This window comes from Ramlibacter ginsenosidimutans, assembly GCF_016654015.1.
GTDB lineage: Bacteria > Pseudomonadota > Gammaproteobacteria > Burkholderiales > Burkholderiaceae_C > Ramlibacter > Ramlibacter ginsenosidimutans.
Window position 1 is genome coordinate 161,474 of the sequence record NZ_JAEPWM010000003.1, and the last position, 16,614, is coordinate 178,087.

17 protein-coding genes are annotated in these 16,614 nt (G+C 68.2%); all 17 read left to right on the forward strand.

Features of this window, described 5'->3' with window-relative positions; translation table 11 throughout:
- Nucleotides 1-138: 138 nt before the first annotated feature.
- Complete coding sequence (gene rpsB, locus JJB11_RS10250) at nt 139-891, forward strand: 30S ribosomal protein S2 (protein ID WP_201169797.1); 753 nt, start codon at nt 139-141, stop codon at nt 889-891.
- Between the two features lie 90 nt (nt 892-981).
- On the forward strand, nt 982-1,875 hold the full coding sequence (tsf, locus tag JJB11_RS10255) for a translation elongation factor Ts (protein ID WP_201169799.1): 894 nt from the start codon (nt 982-984) through the stop codon (nt 1,873-1,875).
- Nucleotides 1,876-1,972: 97 nt separating this feature from the next.
- Nucleotides 1,973-2,692: a UMP kinase gene (gene pyrH / locus JJB11_RS10260; RefSeq protein ID WP_201169801.1), complete on the forward strand. Its 720-nt coding sequence runs from the start codon at nt 1,973-1,975 to the stop codon at nt 2,690-2,692.
- 35 nt (nt 2,693-2,727) lie between these two features.
- The gene (gene frr, locus JJB11_RS10265; protein ID WP_201169803.1) at nt 2,728-3,291 is read left to right on the forward strand and encodes a ribosome recycling factor; all 564 of its coding nucleotides are present in this window, start codon (nt 2,728-2,730) and stop codon (nt 3,289-3,291) included.
- 92 nt (nt 3,292-3,383) lie between these two features.
- Nucleotides 3,384-4,118: a polyprenyl diphosphate synthase gene (uppS, locus tag JJB11_RS10270; protein WP_201169805.1), complete on the forward strand. Its 735-nt coding sequence runs from the start codon at nt 3,384-3,386 to the stop codon at nt 4,116-4,118.
- An 8-nt stretch (nt 4,119-4,126) separates the two neighbouring features.
- Entirely contained in the window at nt 4,127-4,990 is an 864-nt protein-coding gene (locus JJB11_RS10275; RefSeq protein ID WP_201169808.1) for a phosphatidate cytidylyltransferase, read from the forward strand.
- Nucleotides 4,987-6,177: a 1-deoxy-D-xylulose-5-phosphate reductoisomerase gene (ispC, locus tag JJB11_RS10280; RefSeq protein WP_201169811.1), complete on the forward strand. Its 1,191-nt coding sequence runs from the start codon at nt 4,987-4,989 to the stop codon at nt 6,175-6,177. Before JJB11_RS10275 ends, ispC begins: the two co-directional genes overlap by 4 nt.
- 12 nt (nt 6,178-6,189) lie before the next feature.
- The gene (rseP, locus tag JJB11_RS10285; protein ID WP_201169814.1) at nt 6,190-7,569 is read left to right on the forward strand and encodes an RIP metalloprotease RseP; all 1,380 of its coding nucleotides are present in this window, start codon (nt 6,190-6,192) and stop codon (nt 7,567-7,569) included.
- A gap of 66 nt (nt 7,570-7,635) precedes the next feature.
- Nucleotides 7,636-9,930 (forward strand): outer membrane protein assembly factor BamA, encoded by a 2,295-nt coding sequence (gene bamA / locus JJB11_RS10290; RefSeq protein ID WP_201169817.1) that lies wholly within the window; start codon nt 7,636-7,638, stop codon nt 9,928-9,930.
- The gene (locus tag JJB11_RS10295; protein ID WP_201169820.1) at nt 9,930-10,445 is read left to right on the forward strand and encodes an OmpH/Skp family outer membrane protein; all 516 of its coding nucleotides are present in this window, start codon (nt 9,930-9,932) and stop codon (nt 10,443-10,445) included. The genes bamA and JJB11_RS10295 overlap by 1 nt, the downstream gene beginning before the upstream one ends.
- Nucleotides 10,446-10,463: 18 nt before the next feature.
- A complete protein-coding gene (gene lpxD, locus JJB11_RS10300; protein WP_201169822.1) occupies nt 10,464-11,432 on the forward strand; it encodes a UDP-3-O-(3-hydroxymyristoyl)glucosamine N-acyltransferase in 969 nt (322 codons plus the stop codon).
- Between the two features lie 8 nt (nt 11,433-11,440).
- Nucleotides 11,441-11,878 carry a 3-hydroxyacyl-ACP dehydratase FabZ gene (gene fabZ / locus JJB11_RS10305; protein ID WP_201169833.1) on the forward strand — a complete coding sequence of 146 codons (438 nt, stop codon included), beginning with the start codon at nt 11,441-11,443 and terminating at the stop codon, nt 11,876-11,878.
- Nucleotides 11,879-11,891: 13 nt separating this feature from the next.
- Nucleotides 11,892-12,680: an acyl-ACP--UDP-N-acetylglucosamine O-acyltransferase gene (gene lpxA, locus JJB11_RS10310; protein ID WP_201169848.1), complete on the forward strand. Its 789-nt coding sequence runs from the start codon at nt 11,892-11,894 to the stop codon at nt 12,678-12,680.
- Between the two features lie 4 nt (nt 12,681-12,684).
- Nucleotides 12,685-13,827: a lipid-A-disaccharide synthase gene (lpxB, locus tag JJB11_RS10315; protein ID WP_201169853.1), complete on the forward strand. Its 1,143-nt coding sequence runs from the start codon at nt 12,685-12,687 to the stop codon at nt 13,825-13,827.
- A gap of 82 nt (nt 13,828-13,909) precedes the next feature.
- Nucleotides 13,910-14,509, forward strand: a complete 600-nt coding sequence (gene rnhB, locus JJB11_RS10320) for a ribonuclease HII (RefSeq protein WP_242528920.1) — start codon at nt 13,910-13,912, stop codon at nt 14,507-14,509.
- Nucleotides 14,506-15,282: a TrmH family RNA methyltransferase gene (locus tag JJB11_RS10325; protein WP_201169858.1), complete on the forward strand. Its 777-nt coding sequence runs from the start codon at nt 14,506-14,508 to the stop codon at nt 15,280-15,282. Before rnhB ends, JJB11_RS10325 begins: the two co-directional genes overlap by 4 nt.
- A 162-nt stretch (nt 15,283-15,444) precedes the next feature.
- The gene (gene carA, locus JJB11_RS10330; RefSeq protein WP_201169873.1) at nt 15,445-16,614 is read left to right on the forward strand and encodes a glutamine-hydrolyzing carbamoyl-phosphate synthase small subunit; all 1,170 of its coding nucleotides are present in this window, start codon (nt 15,445-15,447) and stop codon (nt 16,612-16,614) included.

Here is a 16,614-nt window from a genome sequence, read left to right on the forward strand (position 1 = left end):
TTGCGGTTTTGCCGGGTGTCAAGCGCGAGGTGCGAGTGGCGTTGTCGGCAAGACAAATCGCGGATCCCGCCCCTCGAGGTGTCGCAACGTGCCGTTGCGATTCAGGCCGGGATTCTAGACCCAACCTTCGGAGCTCCCATGACCGTATCCATGCGTGAAATGCTGGAAGCCGGTGTCCATTTCGGACACCAGACGCGCTTCTGGAACCCCAAGATGGCCCCGTACATCTTCGGCCATCGCAACAAGATCCACATCATCAACCTCGAGAAGACGCTGCCGCTCTTCGAGGAAGCCACCAAGTTCGCGCGCCAGCTGGCCGCCAACCGCGGCACCATCCTGCTGGTGGGCACCAAGCGCCAGGCGCGCGAGCTGGTCGCCGCCGAGGCCCAGCGTTGCGGCATGCCCTTCGTGAACCAGCGCTGGCTGGGCGGCATGCTGACGAACTTCAAGACCGTCAAGACCTCCATCAAGCGCCTGAAAGACATGAAGGCGCAGCAGGAAGCAGGCCTGGAGTCCATGTCCAAGAAGGAACAGCTGATGTTCGAGCGCGAGATCAACAAGCTCGAGAAGGACATCGGCGGCATCCAGGACATGAACACGCTGCCCGACGCCCTGTTCGTGGTCGACGTGGGCTACCACAAGATCGCCGTCGCCGAGGCGCAGAAGCTGGGCATCCCGATCATCGCGGTGGTGGACTCCAACCACTCGCCCGAGGGCATCGACTACGTGATCCCCGGCAACGATGACTCCGCCAAGGCCGTGACGCTCTACGTCCGCGGCATGGCCGACGCCATCCTCGAGGGCAAGAACAACGCCGTCACCGACGTGCAGCGCGCCGTCTCCGAGGGCGGCGACGAGTTCGTGGAAGTCAAGGAAGGCGCTGCCGCCTGACGCTTCGGCCCCTAGCCGCGACCAGGGGGCTTTCGGGCCCCCTTTGCACACCCGGACCCAACTGAACATTCGACAAGATTAGAGGACAAGATGGCTGCAATCACCGCAAGCATGGTCGGCGAACTGCGCGCGAAGACCGACGCGCCCATGATGGAATGCAAGAAGGCCCTGACCGAGGCCAACGGCGACATGGACAAGGCCGAGGAACTGCTGCGCGTCAAGCTGGGCAACAAGGCCGCCAAGGCCGGCTCGCGCATCACCGCCGAAGGCGTGGTCACCGCCTCCATCGAGGGCACCACCGGCGCCCTGCTGGAAGTGAACTGCGAAACCGACTTCGTCACCAAGAACGACAGCTTCCTGGCGATGGCCCGCGCCGCCGCCGAACTGGTCGCGAAGAACAACCCCGCGGACGTCGCCGCCCTCGGCGCGCTGCCTTACAGCCAGGACAGCTTCGGCCCCACGCTGGAAGACGTGCGCAAGGGCCTCGTCGGCAAGATCGGCGAGAACATGAGCTTCCGCCGCTTCAAGCGCTTCTCCGGCTCGAACAAGCTCGTGAGCTACCTGCACGGCACGCGCATCGGCGTGGTCGTGGAGTACCAGGGTGACGACGTCGCCGCCAAGGACGTCGCCATGCACGTCGCCGCGATGAAGCCGGTGGCGCTGTCGTCCGCCGACGTGCCCGCCGAACTGATCGAGAAGGAGCGCAACGTCGCGACGGCCAAGGCCGCCGAGTCCGGCAAGCCGGCCGACATCGCTGCGAAGATGATCGAAGGCTCGGTGCAGAAGTACCTGAAGGAAGTCTCGCTGCTGAACCAGGCGTTCGTGAAGAACGACAAGCAGACGGTCGAACAGATGCTCAAGGCCGCCAACACCACGATCAAGGGCTTCACGCTCTACGTGGTCGGCGAAGGCATCGAGAAGAAGGCCGACGACTTCGCCGCCGAAGTGGCCGCCCAGGTGGCTGCCGCCAAGCAGGCCGCCTGACGGCAATCCACGGCCGTTCGGAGGAGGGCACCCGAACGGCCGGTTACAAGCGCCCGCCGTTACACTCAAGCCCGTTCGAACCAGGAGACCCGCCCCCATGCCCGCCCAGCCAGCCCACAAGCGCATCCTGCTCAAGCTGTCCGGTGAGGCGCTGATGGGAGACGACGCCTTCGGCATCAACCGCGCGACCATCGTGCGCATGGTCCAGGAGGTCGCCGAGGTCGTCCACATGGGCGTCGAAGTCGCCGTCGTCATCGGCGGCGGCAACATCTTCCGCGGCGTGGCCGGAGGCTCGGTCGGCATGGACCGGGCCACCGCCGACTACATGGGCATGCTGGCCACCGTGATGAACGCGCTGGCGCTGTCCGACGCGATGACCAAGCAGGGCTTGGTGCCCCGCGTCATGTCCGCGATCGCGATCGAGCAGGTGGTCGAACCCTACGTCCGCCCCAAGGCGCTGCAGTACCTCGAGGAAGGCAAGGTCGTGATCTTCGCGGCCGGCACCGGCAACCCCTTCTTCACGACCGACACCGCCGCCGCCCTGCGCGGCGCCGAGATCGGCGCGGAGGTGGTGCTGAAGGCGACCAAGGTCGACGGCGTGTATTCGGCCGACCCGCAGAAGGACCCCACGGCGGAACGCTATTCCCGCATCAGCTTCGACGAGGCGATGTCGCGCAACCTGGGCATCATGGACGCGACCGCCTTCGCGCTGTGCCGCGACCAGAAGCTGCCGATCAAGGTGTTCTCGATCTTCAAGCACGGCGCGCTCAAGCGCGTGGTGCAGGGCGAGGACGAGGGCACCCTGGTGTACGCGTGAGCCCGGGACCCTGAGCAAGAGGAGCAGAGCAGAGCATGGCAACGATTCCCGAAATCAAGCAGACCACGCAAGGCAAGATGGACCAGACCATCGCCGCGTTCAAGAGCACCCTGTCCAAGATCCGGACCGGCCGCGCCAATCCCGGCATCCTGGACACCGTGCACGTCGACTACTACGGCTCCACGGTGCCGATTTCGCAGGTGGCGAACGTGTCGCTGCTGGATGCCCGCACGATCAGCGTGCAGCCCTGGGAAAAGGGCCTGGGCGCCAAGATCGAGAAGGCCATCCGCGACAGCGACCTGGGCCTGAACCCCGCTTCCATGGGCGACCTGATCCGCGTGCCGATGCCGCCGATGTCCGAGGAGCGCCGCAAGGAAATGACGAAGCTGGTGCGCCACGAGGGCGAGAACGCCAAGATCGCCATCCGCAACCTGCGCCGCGACGCCAACGAGCACGTGAAGAAGCTGGTGAAGGACAAGACCGCGACCGAGGACGACCTCAAGCGGGCCGAAGCCGACGTGCAGAAGGTCACGGACAAGCACATCAACGAGATCGACTCGCTGGTGGCCGGCAAGGAAAAGGAGATCATGGAGGTCTGACGGATTCAGGGGCTAGGGGCTGGGGGCTAGGGGCTAGGGAGACAGCCACTGCCTCGATCCCCCTAGTCCCTAGCCCGCAGCCCCTAGACCCTATGAGCGCCAAGCGCGACATCCCCCACCACATCGCCATCGTCATGGATGGCAACGGCCGCTGGGCGACCAGGCGCTTCCTGCCGCGCGTCGCCGGGCACAAGAAGGGCGTGGATGCGCTGCGCACCTGCGCGCGCCACTGTGGCGACATCGGGGTGAAGGTGCTCACCGTGTTCGCGTTCTCCTCGGAGAACTGGAGCCGGCCGGCCGAGGAAGTCTCCGGCCTGATGGAACTGCTGGCGGCGGCGCTCTCCCGCGAGGTTCCCAAGCTGAACGCGGAGGGCGTGCGCATCCACTTCATCGGCGACCGCTCGGCGCTGTCCGACAAGGTGCGCGCGGGCCTGGCCAGCGCGGAGGCGGTGACCGCTGCCAACACGCGCCTGGTCCTCAACATCTGCTTCAACTACGGCGGCCGCTGGGACATCGCGCAGGCCGCCGCCCGGCTGGCGGCGCACGGCGAGGCGATCACCGAGCAGTCGCTCGATCGCGCCATGGCGCTGTCGCACGTGCCTGACCCCGACCTCGTGATCCGCACCGGCGGCGAGTTGCGCATCAGCAACTTCCTGCTCTGGCAGGCGGCTTACAGCGAGCTGTACTTCACCGACAAGCTGTGGCCCGAGTTCGACGAGGCCGCGCTCGACGAGGCGATCGCCGACTACGGCAAGCGCGAGCGCCGCTTCGGCCGCACTTCCGCGCAGGTCGCCGCACCCGCACGCACGAGCCGCAAGGCGGCCTGAGGGTCGCGATGCTGAAGCAGCGCATCATCACGGCCATCGTCCTGCTGGCCATCCTGCTGCCGGCGCTGTTCTGGCGCACGCCGCAGCCCTTCCTTGCCATCACGCTGGTGCTGCTCGCCGCGGGCGGCTGGGAGTGGGGCCGCCTGAACCACCTCGGCGCGGGCGCCAGCGTGGCGCTCGGCGCGCTCACGCTCGCACTGTGCGCCGGCGCGTGGTGGCTGGACTGGCCGGCGCATCCTTCGGCGCTGATGTGGATCGTCGTGGGCGCCGCCTGGGTGCTCGCCGGCGCCGCGCTGGTGAAGCACGGGGTGGAGGGCTGGCCCGGGATCCCGCGCGGCGTGCGCGTGGTGAGCGGCACGCTGGCGCTGGTGCTCGCCTGGCTGGCGATGGCGCAGGCGCGGGAGATCGGCGTCAATTTCCTGCTCTCGATCTTCGTGCTGGTGTGGGTCGCGGACGTCACCGCGTACTTCGCGGGCCGCGCCTTCGGCGGCCGCTTCACGCAGCGCAAGCTGGCTCCCGTGATCAGTCCCAAGAAAAGCTGGGAAGGCGTCTGGGGCGGCATGGCCGGCGTGGTGGTGCTCGCGGTGGTGTGGACCTTCGCCGACCGCGCCACCGAGGCCGCGGTGCCCAGCCTTTATTCCCGGCTCGCCGCTATGAACTGGCTGGTGCTGGTGCTGGGCGCGCTCTTTCTCGCCGCCATGAGCGTGGTCGGCGACCTCACGGAATCGCTGGTCAAGCGCAGCGCCGGCATGAAGGATTCCAGCCAGCTGCTGCCCGGACACGGCGGCGTGCTCGATCGGGTCGATGCCCTGCTGCCCACCCTGCCGCTCGCGATGATGCTGGCCACGCTGGCCGCTTTGGCCTCACGATGAAACAACGCATCGCCGTCCTCGGCTCCACCGGATCCGTCGGCGCGAATACGCTCGATGTGATCGCCCGCCATCCGGACCGCTTCGAGGTGTTCGCGCTCAGCGCCGCCTCGCAGGTGGACCTGATGCTGCAGCAATGCCTGCAGTTCCGCCCCGCGTTCGCGGTCATGGCGCAGGAAGAGGCCGGCCGCGCGCTGGCCGCGCGCATGGAGTCCAGCGGCCTCGCCACGCGCGTGCTGTGGGGCACGGCCGCCCTCGACACGATCGCCAGCCACGAACAGGTGGACACCGTGATGGCCTCCATCGTGGGCGCCGCCGGACTGGCCTCGTGCATCGCGGCGGCGCGCGCGGGCAAGAAGCTGCTGCTGGCGAACAAGGAAGCGCTCGTCGTCGGCGGCGAGCTGTTCATGTCGGCGGTGCAGCAGGGCGGCGCGAAGCTGCTGCCGATCGACAGCGAGCACTCCGCCATCTTCCAGTCGCTGCCGGAAGACCACTCCACCTGGGACGCGCGCGTCGAGAAGATCATCCTCACCGCCTCGGGCGGCCCGTTCCGCACGCGCGAGCCGGCCAGCCTGCGCTCCGTCACGCCGGAGGAGGCCTGCGCGCACCCGAACTGGGTGATGGGCCGCAAGATCTCGGTCGACTCCGCGACGATGATGAACAAGGCGCTGGAGGTGATCGAGGCCCGCTACCTGTTCGGCCTGGCGCCCGGGCGGCTGCAGGTCGTGATCCATCCGCAAAGCGTGATCCACTCGATGGTGCAGTATCGCGACACCTCGGTGGTCGCGCAGCTGGGCACGCCCGACATGCGCGTTCCCATTGCCTACGGGCTGGCCTGGCCCGAACGCGTGAGCTCGGGAGCGCAGCCGCTCGACTTCGGCGCGCTGGCCGACATGAGCTTCGAGTCCCTGGACAGCCGCGGCCACCGCGAGCGCTTCCCGGGCCTGCAACTGGCGTGGGACGCGCTGGCCGCGGCGCCTGGCACTACGGCGGTATTGAACGCCGCCAACGAGATGGCGGTGGCGGCGTTCCTGGAGCGGCGCATCCGCTTCGACCAGATCCACACGGTAAATCTCGCAACTTTGGCGGCCCTCGCGCCGTCCAAGCCGCACACCCTGCAGGACCTGCTGGCGCTCGACGCCGAGGCCCGCCGCACCGCCGGGGTTGCGATTCGCAGCCTCGACGCCTGAGGAGCCGCAAGCATGCTGATGACCGTCGTCGCCTTTCTCGTCGCCCTGGGCGTGCTGATTGCCGTGCACGAGTACGGCCACTACCGCGTGGCCGTCGCCTGCAAGGTGAAGGTGCTGCGCTTTTCGATCGGCTTCGGCACCGCGCTCTATCGCTGGAAGCCGCGCAAGCAGCGCCCCGGCCAGGACACCGAGTTCGTCATCGGCGCATTCCCCCTGGGCGGCTACGTGAAGATGCTGGACGAGCGCGAGGGCGACGTAGCCCCCGCCGAGCGCCACCGCGCCTTCAACACGCAGCCCCTGCGCTCCCGCGCGCTGATCGTGGCGGCGGGTCCGGTCGCGAACCTGCTGCTCGCCATCCTGCTGTACGCCACGGTCAACTGGATGGGCGTGCAGGAGCCGCAGCCGGTGCTCGCAAGCCCGGTGCCCGGCTCCATCGCCGCGCAGGCCGGACTGCACGGCGGCGAGCGTGTGCAGTCCGCCGCGCTCGATGGCGACACGCTGCAGCCCGTGCGCTCGTTCGAGGACCTGCGCTGGCTGCTCACGCGCGGCGCGCTGGACGGCCACGATTTGCGCCTGGTGCTCGCGCGCGACGGCGGCCAGCCCGCCGGCGAAGTGCTGCTGCCGCTGTCTCGCCTGGATGCGCGCGAAGCCGATGCGCAGTTGATGCGCAAGGTGGGCCTGGTGGCGCCCTGGAGCCCGCCGGTCCTGGGCGACGTGATGGCCGGCGGCGCCGCCGAACGCGCGGGCCTGCGCAAGGGCGACTTCGTGCTGCGCCTCGGCAACCAGGCCGTCGGCGACGCACAGAACCTGCGCGACCTGATTCGCGCGCAGGTGCGCAACGGCCAGGGCGTCCCGTCCACCTGGGAGATCGAGCGCGGCGGCCGCCGCATTCAGGTGCTCGTGACGCCCGACGTCGTCACCGCCGACGGCCAGCCGGCGGTGGGCCGCATCTCCGCCTACGTGGGCGCGCCGCCGGCGATGCTCACGGTGCGCTACGGGCCGGTGGACGGACTGTGGAAGGGCGCGGAGCGTACCTGGGAGGTCTCGGCCCTGTCGCTGCGCATGATGGGGCGCATGGTGATCGGCGAAGCCTCGGTGAAGAACCTGAGCGGACCCCTCACGATCGCCGATTACGCGGGCAAGTCCGCGAGCCTCGGGCTCACGCAATACCTGCTGTTCCTCGCCTTGATCAGCGTCAGTCTCGGCGTGCTGAACCTGCTGCCGCTGCCCGTCTTGGACGGTGGGCACCTGATGTATTATCTTTGGGAGGCCGTGACGGGCAGGAGCATCTCCGAAGCCTGGATGGAGCGCCTGCAGCGCGGTGGCGTGGCGGTGCTGCTGGTCATGATGTCGATCGCCCTGTTCAACGACGTCGCCCGGCTCTTTGGATAGAAGAAAACCTTGCAGCTGCCGCCGCGGCGGGTTCGCCCAGTCCCCGCCGGCGCCTCTCCAGAATCAATGAAGAAACAATTCAAGCGCTTGCGCGTGCGTACCGTCTCGGCTGTCGCGGCCCTTGTCTTCGCCGCGAACACCTGGGCCGTGGAGCCCTTCACCGTGCGCGACATCCGCGTGGAAGGCCTGCAGCGCGTCGAGCCGGGCACCGTGTTCGCTTCGCTGCCCTTCCGGGTCGGCGACCAGTACAACGACGAAAAGGGCTCCGCCGCGATCCGCGCGCTGTTCGCACTGGGCCTGTTCAAGGACGTGCGCCTCGAGACGCAGGGCGACGTGCTGATCGTGGTCGTCGAGGAACGCCCCACGGTGGCCGACGTCGACTTCGTCGGCACGCGCGAGTTCGACAAGGACACCTTGAAGAAGGCGCTGCGCGACATCGGCCTCACGGAAGGCCGCCCGTACGACCAGGCGCTGGCCGACCGCGCCGAGCAGGAACTGAAGCGGCAGTACATCAACCGCAGCCTGTACGCCGCGGACGTGGTGACCACCGTGACGCCGATCGAGCGCAACCGCGTGAACCTCACCTTCACGGTGACCGAGGGCGACCCCACCAAGATCCGCGAACTGCACATCGTCGGCAACAAGAGCTTCAGCGAGTCGACGCTGCGCGGGCAGATGGAGCTGAACACCGGCAGCTGGCTTTCCTGGTACACCAAGTCCGACCGCTACTCGCGCACCAAGCTCAATGCGGACCTGGAGGCGCTGCGCTCCTACTACCTGCAGCGCGGCTTCCTCGAGTTCCGCATCGACTCCACCCAGGTGGCGATCTCGCCGGACAAGCAGGACATCAGCATCACGATCAACATCACCGAGGGTGAGCGTTACGTGGTGTCGGGCGTGCGGCTCGAAGGCGACTTCCTCGGCCGCGAGGAGGAGTTCAAGTCGCTGGTGAAGATCAAGCCGGGCGAGCCGTACAACGCCGACCAGGTGGCCGAGACCACCAAGGCCTTCACCGACTACTTCGGCAACTTCGGCTACGCGTTCGCGCAGGTCGAGGCGCGGCCGGAGATCGACCACGCCAACAACCGCGTGTCCTTCGTGCTGGCGGCGGAGCCGTCGCGCCGCGCCTACGTGCGCCGCATCAACATCTCGGGCAACAACCGCACGCGCGACGAAGTGATCCGCCGCGAGTTCCGCCAGTTCGAGTCGAGCTGGTACGACGCCGAGAAGATCAAGCTGTCGCGCGACCGCGTCGACCGCCTGGGCTTCTTCAAGGACGTGAACGTCGAGACCAGCGACGTGCCGGGCGCACCGGACCAGGTGGACCTGAACATCGCCGTCACCGAGCGCCCCACCGGCAGCCTGCAGATAGGCGCGGGCTTCTCCAGCGCGGAAAAGCTGGGCCTGTCCTTCGCGATCAAGCAGGAGAACGCGTTCGGCACCGGCAACTACCTGGCCGTCGAAGTCAACACGAGCAAGTACAACAAGACGATCGCGTTCAACTCGACCGATCCGTACTTCACGCCCGACGGCATCTCGCGCACCTTCGACATCTACTACCGGGCTTCGAAGCCGTACGAACAGCAGGGCGGCGACTACCGGCTCAACACCGCCGGCACCAGCCTGCGCTTCGGCGTGCCGTTCTCGGAAGTGGACACGGTGTTCTTCGGGGCGGGCCTGGAGCGCACCGAGATCGTGGCCGGCACGAACATCCCGGCCGCCTACCTGGCCTACGCGGAGCAGTTCGGCACCACCAGCAACACGCTGCCGCTGACCCTGGGGTGGTCGCGCGACGACCGCGACAGCTCGCTGGCGCCCACCACGGGCCGCTACCAGCGCCTCGGGGCGGAGTGGGGCGTCGCCGGCGACGCCCGCTACATCCGTGGCAACTACCAGTACCAGCAGTTCCTGCCGCTCAGCAAGGCCTACACCTTCGCCTTCAACGGCGAAGTGGGCTATGGCACGGGACTCAACGGGCAGCCGTACCCGGTGTTCAAGAACTTCTACTCCGGCGGCCTCGGCTCCGTGCGCGGCTTCCAGCAGGGCACGCTGGGTCCGCGGGACATCACCGGTTCGTCCATCGGCGGCCCCAAGAAGGTCACCTTCAACTTCGAGCTGGCCACGCCGTTCCCGGGCGCCGGCAACGACCGCACCCTGCGCCTGTTCGGCTTCGTGGACACCGGCAACGTCTTCGCCGAGGACCAGAAGGTCAGCTTTGCCGACTTCCGGGCCTCCGCCGGCCTGGGGGTGTCCTGGCTGTCGCCGGTCGGTCCGCTGCGCATCGCGTTTGCCCAGCCCATCCGCACGAAGCCTGGCGATAGAATCCAGAAAATCCAATTCCAGATCGGGACCTCGTTCTGATGAAGCTACTGACCCGTCCTTGGCTCGTGGTCCTGCTGGCCAGCCTGGCGTTCGGTGCGCAGGCGCAGGCGGACGACTTCCGCGTCGGCTTCGTCAACACCGACCGGATCTTCCGCGAGGCGAACACGGCCAAGGCGGCCCAGTCCAAGCTGGAGCAGGAGTTCTCCAGGCGCGAAAAGGACCTGAACGACCTCGGCGCGTCGCTCAAGACGGCCTCCGAGAAGTTCGAGCGCGAGGCGCCCACCCTGTCGGAGCAGCAGCGCGCCCAGCGCCAGAAGGCGCTGATCGACCAGGACCGCGAGTTCCAGCGCAAGCGCCGCGAGTTCCAGGAAGACCTGAACGCGCGCAAGAACGAGGAACTGCAGCAGGTGCTCGATCGCGCCAACCGCGTGGTCAAGCAGGTCGCCGAGCAGGAGAAGTTCGACCTGATCCTGCAGGAAGCGGTCTACATCAATCCCAAGTACGACATCACCGACAAGGTGATCAAGGCGCTCAACGCCTCCACGGCGAAGTGACGGGGCGCGCGTGAGCCCGTGGCCCTGACCCTCGGCGAGATCGTCGCCGCCATCCCGGGCGAACTGCACGGCGATCCCGCGGTGGCCATCGAAGGCCTCGCCCCGCTGGAGTCCGCCGGACCCGGCCAGCTCGCCTTCCTCAGCAACCCCAGGTACCGTCCCCAGCTCGCCGCTTCGCGCGCCGCCTGCGTGATCGTCGGGCCCGCCGTGCGCGACGCCGCCGTGGCTCGCGGCGCCTGCATCGTGGCCGAGGACCCCTACGCCTACTTCGCGCGTGTCACGCAGCTGTGGAAGCGCACGCAGGGCCGTCCCGCGCCCGGGGGGATCCACCCGAGCGCCGTCATCGATCCCGAGGCGGTGCTGGGCGAGGGCGTCGCCATCGGCCCGCACTGCGTCGTCGAACGCGGCGCGCGCATCGGCGCCGGCACGGTGCTGAAGGCGCGCGTGCACGTCGCGGAGGATTGCAGCATCGGCGCGCGCTGCATCCTGCACCCCGGCGTGGTGATCGGCGCCGACGGCTTCGGCTTCGCGCCCACCGCCGAGGGCATGGTGAAGATCGAGCAGCTGGGCGCGGTGCGCATCGGCGACGACGTGGAGATCGGCGCCAACTCCTGCATCGACCGCGGCGCGCTGGCCGACACGGTCATCGAGGACGGCGTGAAGATCGACAACCTCGTGCAGATCGGCCACAACTGCCGCGTGGGCAGGCACACCGTGATCTCCGGCTGCACGGGGGTGGCCGGCAGCGCCACCATCGGCGCGCACTGCATGATCGGCGGCGCCGCGATGATCCTCGGCCACATCACCATCGGCGACCGGGTGCACATCTCCGGCGGCACCTTCGTATCGAAGTCCATCAGCAAGCCGGGCCTGTACACCGCCATCTTTCCCATCGACGACAATGCGAGCTGGGAAAAGAACGCCGCGACGCTGCGCCAGCTGCACACGCTGCGCGAGCGCATCAAGGCGCTGGAAAAGAAACTCTGAACGCCTCCATGGACATCCACCAGATCCTCAAGAAACTGCCGCACCGCTACCCGTTCCTGCTGGTGGACCGGGTGCTGGGCGTCGAGCCGGGCAAGTCCATCCGGGCCTTGAAGAACGTCACGATCAACGAGCCCTTCTTCGTCGGCCACTTCCCCCATCGCCCGGTGATGCCGGGCGTGCTGATCCTCGAGGCGATGGCGCAGACCGCCGGGCTGCTGGCCTTCTCGGACGCCGCCAAGGCCGCCGACACCAACTCGGTCATCTACTTCGCGGGCATCGACGGCGCCCGCTTCAAGCGCCCCGTGGAACCCGGCGACCAGCTGGTCATGGACGTGGAGATCCTGCGGCACAAGGCCGGCATCTACAAGTTCAAGGGCACGGCGCGCGTGGGCGAGGAGATCGCCTGCGAGGCCGAGCTGATGTGCACCATGCGCACGGTCGCCTGAGCCACCGGCGGACATGGCGAACATCCATCCCACCGCGCTCGTCGATCCCCAGGCGCAGCTGGACGCGACCGTCCAGGTCGGTCCCTACACCGTCATCGGCCCGCACGTGAAGATCGGCGCCGGCACCACGGTCGCCGCGCACGTCGTGATCGAAGGGCACACCACCATCGGGCGCGACAACCGCATCTTCCAGTTCGGCTCGATCGGCGCGGCGAACCAGGACAAGAAGTACCAGGGCGAGCCCACCGAGCTGGTGATCGGCGACCGCAACACCATGCGCGAGTTCGTGACGCTGCACGTCGGCACGGTGCAGGACAAGGCGGTCACGCGCATCGGCAACGACAACTGGATCATGGCGTACAGCCACATCGCGCACGACTGCGTGGTGGGCAACGGCACGACCCTCGCCAACAACAGCACGCTGGGCGGCCACGTGGAGCTGGGCGACTGCGTGACCATCGGCGGGCTGGCGGGCATCCACCAGTTCGTGAAGATCGGCGCGCATGCGATGGTGGGCTTCCAGAGCGCCGTGTCGCAGGACGTCCCGCCCTTCATGCTGGTGGACGGCAATCCGCTGGCGGTGCGCGGCGTCAACGTGGTCGGCCTGCGCCGGCGCGACTTCAGCGCAGCGCGCATCGCCGCGGTGAAGCAGATGCACAAGCTGCTGTACCGCGAAGGCCGCACGCTGGAAGACGCGCGCAGCGCCATCGCTGCGCTGGCGCAATCCACGCCCGAGGCCGCCGAGGACGTCGCGCTGATGGAGCGCTTCCTCGCCGCCTCCACCCGCGGCATCGCGCGCTGACGGCATGACCGGCACGCCGCGCGCCGCGCTGGTCGCGGGCGAAGCTTCGGGCGACCTGCTGGGCGGGCTGTTCCTGGAAGGCATGCGCCAGCGCTGGCCGCAGCTGCAGTCCTTCGGCATCGGTGGCGAGCAGATGATGCGCCACGGGTTCGAACCCTGGTGGCCTTACGAGAAGCTCGCTGTGCGCGGCTACGCCGAGGTGCTGCGGCACTACCGCGAGATCGTGGGGATCCGCAACCGCCTGCGCGAGCGCCTGCAGCAGGAGCGGCCGGACGTCTTCATCGGCGTGGATGCGCCGGACTTCAACCTCGGGCTGGAGGAAGACCTGCGCCGCGGCGGCATCAAGACCGTGCATTTCGTGTGTCCCTCGATCTGGGCCTGGCGGATGAACCGCGTGCACAAGCTGCAGCGCGCCTGCGACCACGTGCTGTGCATCTTCCCCTTCGAGCCCGAGTTGCTGGCCAAGCACGGCGTGGCGGCCACCTATGTCGGTCACCCGCTCGCCAACGTGATCCCGATGGACGCCGACCGGGCGGCCGCGCGCCGCCTGCTGGGCGTGCCGATGGAGGGCGAGGTGATCGCGCTGCTGCCCGGAAGCCGAGCCTCCGAGATCGAGGCGATGACGCCGCGCTTCCTGGCCGCCGCGGCCCTGCTGCAGAAGTCGCGCCCGAACGCCTGGTTCGTGTTGCCCGCCATGCCGGCGCTGCAGTCGCGCATCAGCCAGCTCGCCCGCTCGGGCCCGTCGCCGCGCCACCTGAACATCGTCACGGCCCAGTCGCACGCGGCGCTCGCGGCCTGCGACGTGACCCTGGTGGCCAGCGGCACGGCCACGCTGGAAGCGGCGCTGTTCAAGCGCCCCATGGTCATCTCCTATCACACGCACTGGGTGACTTACGCGCTGATGAAGCCGCGCCACCTGCAGCCCTGGGTGGGCCTGCCGAACATCCTGTGCGGTGAATTCATCGTGCCCGAGTTGCTGCAGGCCAACGCAAAACCCGACTTGCTCTGCGGGGCGCTCACGGAATGGCTGGACAGCCCTGACAGAATGCTCTCCGTGCAGCAGCGATTCCGCGACCTGCACCAGCTCCTGAAGCGCGACACTGCCCGACTCGCCACCGATGCCATCCAACAAGTCCTCGCCAGCTGAGCCGCAGCAGCGCATCCGGACCACCACGATCCGGACCAGGGCGGCCAAGCCGCGGCAGGTCCCGCTGGTCTTTCCCGAGCCCATGGGCCTGTGGGCCGGGGTGGACGAAGCCGGCCGCGGCCCGCTCGCGGGGCCCGTGGTCGCGGCAGCGGTGATCCTCGACGACCAGAAGCGCATCCTCGGCCTGGCGGACTCCAAGGTGCTCACGCCCCTGCAGCGCGACAAGCTGTACGACAAGATCCGCGAGAAGGCCTTGTGCTGCTCGGTCGGCATGGCCAGCGTGGCGGAGATCGACGAACTGAACATCTTCCACGCGACGATGCTGGCGATGAAGCGCGCGGTCGAAGGCCTGCGCCTCAAGCCGGTGAAGGTGCTCGTGGACGGCAACCGCCTGCCCAAGCTGGACGTCCTGTCCGAAGCGATCGTCGATGGCGACGCCAAGGTGAAGTCCATCTCGGCCGCGTCCATCATCGCCAAGGTCACGCGCGACCGCATGCTGGTCGAACTGCACGAGGTGTTCCCGCAGTACGGCTTTGCCGCGCACAAGGGCTACAGCACGCCGGAGCACCTGGAGGCGTTGCGCGTGCACGGGCCCTGCGTCCACCACCGCAAGCACTTCGCCCCGGTGGCGGCGCAGTTCGCGGCCGAACAGCGCATCGCGGTTTCCGTGCAGGTCCAGTGACGGACGCGGCCAGTTACGTCACGTCGCGCGACAACGCGCTGCTGAAGGACCTGCGCAAGCTGGCGCAGGACAGCCACGCCTACCGCCGGCAGGGCCGGATCTGGCTGGAGGGCGACCATCTGTGCCGCGCCGCGCTGCAGCGCGGCCAACGGCCCAGCCATGCGGTGTTCCAGTCGTCCTGGTTCGACCGCGTGGGCCACCAGTGGCTGGACACCGGCGGCAAGGTGGTGGTGATCGACGATGCGCTTTTCGACAGCATCAGCGCGCTGGAGTCGCCCGGCCGCATGGGCTTCGTGCTGCCGCTGCCTGCCGCGCCGCAACTGCAGGCGGATGCGCCCACCGTGATCCTCGACGGCCTGCAGGATGCGGGCAACGTCGGCACCATCCTGCGCAGCGCGGGCGCCTTCGGGTTCCGCCAGGTGCTCGCGATGAAGGGGACGGCTGCCCTCTGGAGCCCCAAGGTGCTGCGCGCCGGCATGGGCGCGCATTTCGGCCTGCACCTGCTCGAGTCGCTGGAAGCGGCGCAGCTCGACGCGCTCAAGGTTCCGCTGCTGGCCACCAGTTCGCACCAGGGCGAGTTCCTGCACCGCGCCATGCTGCCCTGGCCCTGCGCCTGGGTCCTGGGCCACGAAGGGCAGGGGGTCAGCGCCGCGCTCGTGGATCGCGCGGCGCAGTTCGTGCGCATCGTGCAGCCCGGAGGCGAAGAGTCCCTGAACGTCGGCGCGGCGGCGGCGATCTGCCTGCACGCGAGCGCAGCGGCGCAGGCGCGCTGAAGCCTCACGGCCCTGAGGGAAAACCCCTCCTCGGGCTATAATGAGCGGCTTTCCCCCAACCAGTACGCCCGAAGCGCAAGCAGCCACTCCCCCGACAAAAGCAACATCGAGAGTCCGCTCTTGGTCGCGTTTCTGGGCGTACCGTCCTATCCGGAGAACCCAGTGCTTTCGTCGCTTCAGGGATCCTTCCCGCCCGCCATCCTGGCGCTCGCAGACGGCACGGTCTTTATCGGCAACTCGATCGGTGCCAGCGGCACCACCACCGGCGAAGTCGTGTTCAACACGGCGCTCACCGGCTACCAGGAAATCCTGACCGATCCGAGCTACGCCCACCAGATCGTCACGCTCACCTATCCGCACATCGGCAACTACGGCGTCAACGCCGAAGACGTCGAAGCCACCAGGGTGTTCGCCGCCGGGCTGATCATCCGCGACCTGCCGCTGATCGCCTCCAGCTTCCGCGCCGACATGAGCCTGCAGCAATACCTGCAGCGCGAGAACACCGTCGCCATCGCGAACATCGACACGCGCAAGCTCACCCGCATGCTGCGCACCAAGGGCGCGCAGAACGGCTGCATCCTCGGCCTCAAGCAGGGCGAGGACGTCACGCCCGCGCTGGTGGAGCAGGCGGTCGCGAAGGCGCGCGCCGAGAGGTCGATGGCCGGCCTCGACCTCGCGAAGGAAGTGACTGTCACCAAGCCCTACGACTGGGGAGAGACCGAGTGGCAACTCGGCTCCGGCTACGGCCACCTGGAGAACGCGAAGTACCACGTGGTCGCCTTCGACTACGGCGTGAAGCAGAACATCCTGCGCATGCTCGCCGAGCGCGGTTGCAAGGTCACTGTCGTGCCGGCGAAGACGCCGGCGGCCGAAGTGAAGAAGCTCCAGCCCGACGGCGTGTTCCTCTCCAACGGCCCCGGCGACCCGGAGCCCTGCGAGTACGCGATCGAAGCCACGCGCGAGCTGATCGAAGAGGGCTACCCCACCTTCGGCATCTGCCTGGGCCACCAGATCATGGCGCTCGCCTCGGGCGCGAAGACCTTCAAGATGAAGTTCGGCCACCACGGCGCGAACCACCCGGTGAAGGACCTCGACTCCGGCCGCGTGAGCATCACCAGCCAGAACCACGGCTTCGCGGTGGACGAGAGGACGCTGCCGAAGAACCTGCGCGCCACGCATGTGTCGCTGTTCGACGGGACGCTGCAAGGCCTCGCCCGCACCGATAAGCCCGCGTTCTGCTTCCAGGGCCACCCCGAGGCCTCGCCGGGTCCGCACGACATCGGCTATCTCTTCGACCGGTTCACCGGGCTGATGGACCAGAACAAGAAGTAA

Excerpts from the sequence above, each read along its gene's own strand:
- rpsB (WP_201169797.1), top strand. The coding sequence starts at position 139 with ATGACCGTATCCATGCGTGAAATGCTGGAAGCCGGTGTCCATTTCGGA.
- frr (WP_201169803.1), top strand. The coding sequence starts at position 2,728 with ATGGCAACGATTCCCGAAATCAAGCAGACCACGCAAGGCAAGATGGAC.
- bamA (WP_201169817.1), top strand. The coding sequence starts at position 7,636 with ATGAAGAAACAATTCAAGCGCTTGCGCGTGCGTACCGTCTCGGCTGTC.
- JJB11_RS10275 (WP_201169808.1), top strand. The coding sequence starts at position 4,127 with ATGCTGAAGCAGCGCATCATCACGGCCATCGTCCTGCTGGCCATCCTG.
- tsf (WP_201169799.1), top strand. The coding sequence starts at position 982 with ATGGCTGCAATCACCGCAAGCATGGTCGGCGAACTGCGCGCGAAGACC.
- lpxB (WP_201169853.1), top strand. The coding sequence starts at position 12,685 with ATGACCGGCACGCCGCGCGCCGCGCTGGTCGCGGGCGAAGCTTCGGGC.
- fabZ (WP_201169833.1), top strand. The coding sequence starts at position 11,441 with ATGGACATCCACCAGATCCTCAAGAAACTGCCGCACCGCTACCCGTTC.
- rnhB (WP_242528920.1), top strand. The coding sequence starts at position 13,910 with ATGGGCCTGTGGGCCGGGGTGGACGAAGCCGGCCGCGGCCCGCTCGCG.
- JJB11_RS10295 (WP_201169820.1), top strand. The coding sequence starts at position 9,930 with ATGAAGCTACTGACCCGTCCTTGGCTCGTGGTCCTGCTGGCCAGCCTG.
- uppS (WP_201169805.1), top strand. The coding sequence starts at position 3,384 with ATGAGCGCCAAGCGCGACATCCCCCACCACATCGCCATCGTCATGGAT.
- lpxA (WP_201169848.1), top strand. The coding sequence starts at position 11,892 with ATGGCGAACATCCATCCCACCGCGCTCGTCGATCCCCAGGCGCAGCTG.
- ispC (WP_201169811.1), top strand. The coding sequence starts at position 4,987 with ATGAAACAACGCATCGCCGTCCTCGGCTCCACCGGATCCGTCGGCGCG.
- rseP (WP_201169814.1), top strand. The coding sequence starts at position 6,190 with ATGCTGATGACCGTCGTCGCCTTTCTCGTCGCCCTGGGCGTGCTGATT.
- pyrH (WP_201169801.1), top strand. The coding sequence starts at position 1,973 with ATGCCCGCCCAGCCAGCCCACAAGCGCATCCTGCTCAAGCTGTCCGGT.